This is a genomic window from Halanaerobium saccharolyticum (assembly GCF_003053565.1).
Taxonomy (GTDB): domain Bacteria; phylum Bacillota; class Halanaerobiia; order Halanaerobiales; family Halanaerobiaceae; genus Halanaerobium; species Halanaerobium saccharolyticum_B.
Map to the genome: position 1 here is coordinate 1 of NZ_QAXS01000048.1, position 5,953 is coordinate 5,953.

7 protein-coding genes are annotated in these 5,953 nt (G+C 35.3%); all 7 read left to right on the forward strand.

The window, feature by feature from the left end; all coding sequences use genetic code 11:
- Positions 1-176, forward strand: a 176-nt coding sequence (locus tag C8C76_RS13565; protein WP_146161872.1) for a transposase, incomplete at its 5' end; no start/stop codon positions are given.
- 63 nt (positions 177-239) lie between these two features.
- Positions 240-1,586 (forward strand): methionine--tRNA ligase, encoded by a 1,347-nt coding sequence (metG, locus tag C8C76_RS13570; protein WP_181248230.1) that lies wholly within the window; start codon positions 240-242, stop codon positions 1,584-1,586.
- Positions 1,587-1,652: 66 nt separating this feature from the next.
- A complete protein-coding gene (locus C8C76_RS13575; protein WP_108142566.1) occupies positions 1,653-2,843 on the forward strand; it encodes a serine hydrolase in 1,191 nt (396 codons plus the stop codon).
- A gap of 32 nt (positions 2,844-2,875) precedes the next feature.
- Positions 2,876-3,541 carry an alpha/beta hydrolase gene (locus C8C76_RS13580; RefSeq protein WP_108142568.1) on the forward strand — a complete coding sequence of 222 codons (666 nt, stop codon included), beginning with the start codon at positions 2,876-2,878 and terminating at the stop codon, positions 3,539-3,541.
- Entirely contained in the window at positions 3,531-4,370 is an 840-nt protein-coding gene (locus C8C76_RS13585) for an alpha/beta fold hydrolase (protein ID WP_181248231.1), read from the forward strand. The genes C8C76_RS13580 and C8C76_RS13585 overlap by 11 nt, the downstream gene beginning before the upstream one ends.
- A gap of 79 nt (positions 4,371-4,449) precedes the next feature.
- Positions 4,450-5,184 (forward strand): MFS transporter, encoded by a 735-nt coding sequence (locus C8C76_RS15290; RefSeq protein WP_219909392.1) that lies wholly within the window; start codon positions 4,450-4,452, stop codon positions 5,182-5,184.
- 6 nt (positions 5,185-5,190) lie between these two features.
- Positions 5,191-5,730, forward strand: coding sequence for an MFS transporter (locus C8C76_RS15295; protein WP_219909393.1), 540 nt, complete (start codon positions 5,191-5,193; stop codon positions 5,728-5,730).
- Positions 5,731-5,953: the final 223 nt, after the last annotated feature.

The window sequence follows — 5,953 nt, forward strand, 5'->3', positions numbered from 1 at the left end:
AAGGAACAGTAAAACGCTGGGAACAGCACATTATTAACTATTTTAAAACTAGAATAACCAACGGATTTGCTGAAGGATTAAACAACAAAATCAAACTAATTAAAAGAATTGGCTACGGTGTTCCCAAAGTTGAAAACTTAAAACGCCGAGTATATTTATCATTGCTAAGTATTTAAGAGCAATTCAAAAAATAAAAGAGATAACATGATTCAAACGGTGCTATTTAGATTTCACAACATTTGTTAAAGAACCAAGAATTTTTTAAAAAGCTCTATCAGAATGAATATATTTACAAAAAGAAAGTTGAACAGCTTTACTGTTCAGAATGTGAACAGTATTTAGCTGACCGCTATGTTGTTGGTAAATGTCCGGAATGCGGAGAGCCTACAAGAGGTGATCAGTGTGAAAGCTGTTCAGCAATGATCGAAGCAGCTGAGTTAAAGGATAAAAAATGTAAAATTTGCGGAAACAGAGCAGAAATTAAAGAAACTGAACATTTTTACCTGGCTTTATCAGAACTTGAATCCGAAATTAACGAAGTACTGCAGAAGAGAGAGGTCTGGCGTAATAATGCAGTTAAATTGACCGAGAAATATCTTAAAGAAGGTTTAAAAGATAGAGCAGTCAGCCGAAACTTAGACTGGGGAATTGAAGTTCCACTTAAAAATTACAGACAGAAAAAAATATATGTCTGGGTAGAAGCGGTACTCGGCTATCTAACAGCCAGTCAAAAATGGGCTTTAGAAAATAATGCTGACTGGAAAGAATTCTGGCAGGAGGAAAGTAAATCTTATTATATTCACGGCAAAGATAATATACCCTTCCATACAATAATTCTGCCTTCACTGCTGGCTGCTCAGGGTAATCTTAACTTACCACAAAATATAGTTTCCAGTGAATATTTAACTATTGAAGGCCAAAAATTATCGACCAGCAAAAACTGGGCAGTTTGGGTTAAAGATTATCTAAAAAATTATAATCCTGATTCTATCCGTTATTACCTGACAGTTAATGGACCTGAAAAAAGAGACAGCAACTTTTCCTGGGAGGAGTTTATCAACAATCATAATGGAGAACTGCTGGCTGCTTTTGGTAATTTTATTAATCGAACTTTAGTCTTTATTGAGAAATATTTTGCTGGTAAAATACCGGAAGCAAAAATTGACCCGGTGATAGCTGATAAATTAAAAAGTATTTACAGCAAAACTGGAGAAAGAATTGAAAATACAGAATTTAAAGAGGCACTGGAAAATATATTTAGTCTGATCAGAGATTTAAATAAGTACTTTGATCAAAAAGAACCCTGGCTCAGCCGAAAAGATAATCAGGTTAAGTGCAGAGAAACAATTTACAGCTGTACAGCAGCAATTGCTAACTTAAGAAATCTACTGCAGCCCTTTTTACCTTTTAGTACAGCAAAGATCACTGAGATTTTAAATCTGGAAGCAGCCGATTGGAATTATTTGAAACTAAAAGCAGGTAGAGAAATAAATGAGTCAGAAATATTATTTGCGAGAATTGATAAAAAGCAGATTGAAATTGAAAGAGAAAAGTTAAAAGCTAAATCAAAAGCAAAAGTTGATTGAAATAAAGGTAAAAAATAAGATAAGTCTAATATAGTTAATAAGAAAATAAATGTGAGGTGAGCTTTAATGAAAGTTAATTTAGTCATTTTGATTTTAGTTTTACTTTTATTTATCTCTCTTGGTGTTCAAGCAGCTTCGGAAGCAGAAGTTTTAAAAGATATTTTCAGAAAAGAATCAGCAAGCCTGGGAACTCTTTTTGCAGATTCTTTTCTAGAACAGGTTTCTCTAACTCAGATTGAAGCAATTGTTAATCAGTATGGAAGTGCACTTGGTGCTGTTCAGGCAGCAGAAAAAATTGAAAACGGCTACAGTCTGCAGTTTGAAAAAGGAACAGCTCCGGCTCAAATTACTTTAAATAGCGAAGGGAAAATAATTGGGCTCTGGTTTGGAAACTACAGTCTGGCTGAAGATAACTTAGATTCTATTTTAGCAGAACTAAAGGAACTTCCAGGTGAGCTATCAGTTTCAGTAATTAAAAATAATCAGGAAAAAGTTCTTTCGTATAATGAACAAAAATCGATGGCAGTTGGTTCTACTTTTAAATTACAGGTTCTAAAAAGATTATATGAAGAAATTGAAGAGAGTGATAAAAAATGGAGTGATATTGTAGAATTAGAAGCTAAAAACAGATCTCTTCCGTCCGGAATATTACAGAGCTGGCCTTTCGGTACACCGCTGACTTTGAGAAGTTTAAGTAATTTAATGATCTCCCAGAGTGATAATACAGCTACAGATCATTTAATAGATTTTCTGGGGAGAGAAAATCTGGAAGATGGACTGAAAGATATAAATATTCCTTTTTTAAAGACCAGAGAATTTTTTATGCTTAAATTTTCTGATGACGATCAGTTAAGAGAAAGATATTTAAATTCAAATTTAAGTGAGAAGAGGAAAATCTTAAGCGAGCTTTCCAGTCGGGAGCTTAATAATATTAAAGTAGGAGATAAACCTATTTTGATTGAAAAGCTGGAATGGTATTTCAGCACTGAAGAGTTGGCTGAGATGATTTATGAGTTAAAAGATGCACCGGAAATAAAGATAAATCCGGGGCTGGTTGATCAGAAAAATTATTATTTAGCAGGATATAAAGGTGGCTCAGAGCCTGGGGTACTGCAGTTTACTCATCTATTAAAGAAATCAGAAGCTGCTGATATCTATGCTATTTCGGTAACAATTAATAACAGAGAGCAAGCAGTTGATGGACAGAAAGCAGCTCAATTAACCTCCAGGTTGATTTCGGCAGTAGTTGGACCTTAAAGTAGAATTATTTTAATAAAGGGGCAGAAAAGATGAAGAAAAAAGTTATTCTGGTTCACGGTTATTTTAAAACTGAAAAAGATATGTTTGTTTTAAAAACTGAATTAGAGAAAAGGAGTTTTGAAGTAGTTACAATCAATCTGCCTCTAACATTTAAAAAATTAAAATCAGTCCTGCCTTTTTTCAAAAGAGAAGTAGAAAAAATCATTGCAGAATCTGAAGCAGAAGCAAAAATAAATTTTGTCGGTCACAGTACCGGAGGACTTTTAATTAGAAGATTTTTAGCAGTTACTGAATATAAAAATAAAATTGGGAGAATAGTATTAATAGCTTCTCCCAATCAGGGCAGTAAGCTTGCTTATTTTGCGAAAAAGCATTTTAAGCCATTTACGAGTATTTTTAAAACCCTGGATTCAATTGAAGTTGAAAATGTTAAAAAATTGGAGCTTGCAGCAGCCAGTGACTTTGAAATGGCAGCTATCGCAGGGAATAAAAGCAATTTATTTTTAGGCAGACTTCTAATCAAAGAAAATGACGGGCGGATTAGAGTAAAATCAGTTAAAATTCCTGGGTTAAAAGATTTTATAGTTTTACCTTATGGCCATAAAGATATTCATTTTCAGGAAGAAACTGCTGATCTTGTGACTGAGTTCCTTGAATCTGGGAGCTTTAATGGAGGAGATAAAAATGGAGTCTAAGATTGCTGAACTAAAAAAGGGAAAGATGGAATATACTCTGCGGGGAGAAGGAGCTGTGATTTTAAATCTGCACGGTGGTCACTCTAACTGTCAGGAGAGTTTTGGTTATCAGCCGCTTTTATCTGCCGGCTGCAGTATTTTAACCCCTTCCCGTCCGGGCTACGGCAGAACAGATGTTGAAGCAGGTAGAACTGCAGCTGAAACAGCAGTTTCCCTAGTTGAACTTTTAGATTACTTAAAAATAGATGAAGTTTATTTGATTGGTGTTTCTGCAGGAGGGCCAACCGCAATTTATCTGGCAGCCAATTATCCGGCAAGGGTTAAAAAATTAGTTTTAGAATCAGCAGCTTCCAAAGCCTGGCTGAGCAGAAATGATTTTGATTATAGGTTAGGAAAAGTTATTTTTAACCCAAAACTGCAGCAGCTGACCTGGTTTATGCTGCGTAAGCTCGCTAATAACTTTCCTAATTTTTTGGCAAAAATGTTTTTGCCTCAGTTTTCAAAGCTCTCTAAAAAAGAAGTAATGACTAAGATGGACAGCTCTGATATAAAAGAATTAGTTAAAATGATAAACCGCTATGCTTCAGATAATGGTTTCATTTATGATCTCGAGCATCAGACAGAAAAGGAAGTACTACAGAAAATAGAAGTCCCTACTTTAATTATGCACAGTAAATATGATAAATCAGTTTCTTTTGAGCATGCAGAATATGCGGCAGCAAATATTAAAGGATCAGAAATATATGCTGATGATTTCTGGGGCCATTTAATCTGGATCGGCAGCAGCAGCGAAAAAAGAAATAGAAAGCTGCTTGAATTTTTAGACTAATATTATTCAATTGACATCTTTTCTTAAGATGATATAGTTTATTGCAGATAATAAATCATATAAGGAGAGATAATTGTCTATGCACTTAAATATTCAAAAAGAAGATGAACCAATTAAGACTAATTTTTATTACGGCTGGGTGGTGCTGGTGATGGCTGCGCTGGCTTATTTTTTTAGTGGTCCGGGACAGACTTATTCGATCTCCATATTTATTGACCACTACATAGAAAACTTTGGCTGGAGCCGCTCACTGGTTTCAACCCTTTACTCTGCAGGGACTTTAGTTTCCGGCCTGATTTTAACTTTTATGGGAAAAAATATTGATAAGTTTGGCCACCGAAAAATGATTGTGATTATTTCAATTTCTCTCGGACTGGCAGCAGTCTGGATGAGTTTTGTTTCTACGCCGGTGATGCTTCTAATCGGATTTTTTCTAATGAGATTTTTTGGTCAAGGATCACTTGGCTTGTGGCCGCAGACTCTGGTGCCGCACTGGTTTAGATCAAAAAGAGGACTGGCAATGAGTATTATGGGAATCGGGGGAGTTATTGGTGCTGCTGTTATTCCACCTCTAAATAACTATCTGATTAACACCCTTGGCCTGAGTAATGCCTGGCGCTTCTGGACTCTGGCCTTATTTTTAATTATGGCACCTCTGGGCTGGTTTTTTGTCCGCAACCGACCGGAAAACATCGGCTTAAAAATAGATGGTCTTGAGGAAGAGGAAGAAGACAGGGTCAGTGAAAAGTTTGCACCTCAGGTACATATCAGTAATGATCCCTGGACATTAAAACAGGCAATGAAGACCAAATAATTTTGGATGTTAATTTTTATTATTGTTGTACCCTCCATGGTTAATACAGGTATGACCTTCCATATGGTATCAATTATTGGCGAAAAGAATTTTAATGCAGCTTTTGCTGCCTATATTTTAAGTATTACTTCAGTAGTCAAATTTCCTCTTACATTTTTAGGTGGTTATTTTTTAGATCGATTTAAGGCCAGTATAATTAAAGCACTTAATTTTGTGCTGCTGGTGGCAGCAGTATTTTTGCTGATCAAAGCTGACAGTAGGAGTGCCTTTTTAATTTATGCGGTGGTTCACGGCTCCTTTATGGCCTTTGATGGAGTCAGCACTTCAGTTATTCTGCCCAATTATTTTGGTAAAAAACACCTGGGTAGTATCAGGGGGTTCTTTTCTACAGCTATGGTTATTGGTTCAGCCTTAGGACCGCTACCTTTTGGGCTGGCTTTTGATCATTTTAATGGTTATCGAGAAATTTTATTAATGGTTTTAATTTTACCACTGGCCTCTGTGATTATTTCTTATCTGGCTACACCGCCGGAATACAGACATTAACTCACTATTATATAAGATAGAAAAATAGAGAATTAAAGAGAAAAACTAAATAATTTTAAAATAACTCAAGTTAATCCTTGACAGGGGTATATCAGAATGCTATACTATGGGAGATGGAGAAAAAAACAAGTTCGATTTCCATCGTTATTAATTAGGAGGAATTTATTTAATGATTTACACAGGAACAGTTAAGTGGTTTGATGGGAAAAAAGGTTTTGGATGT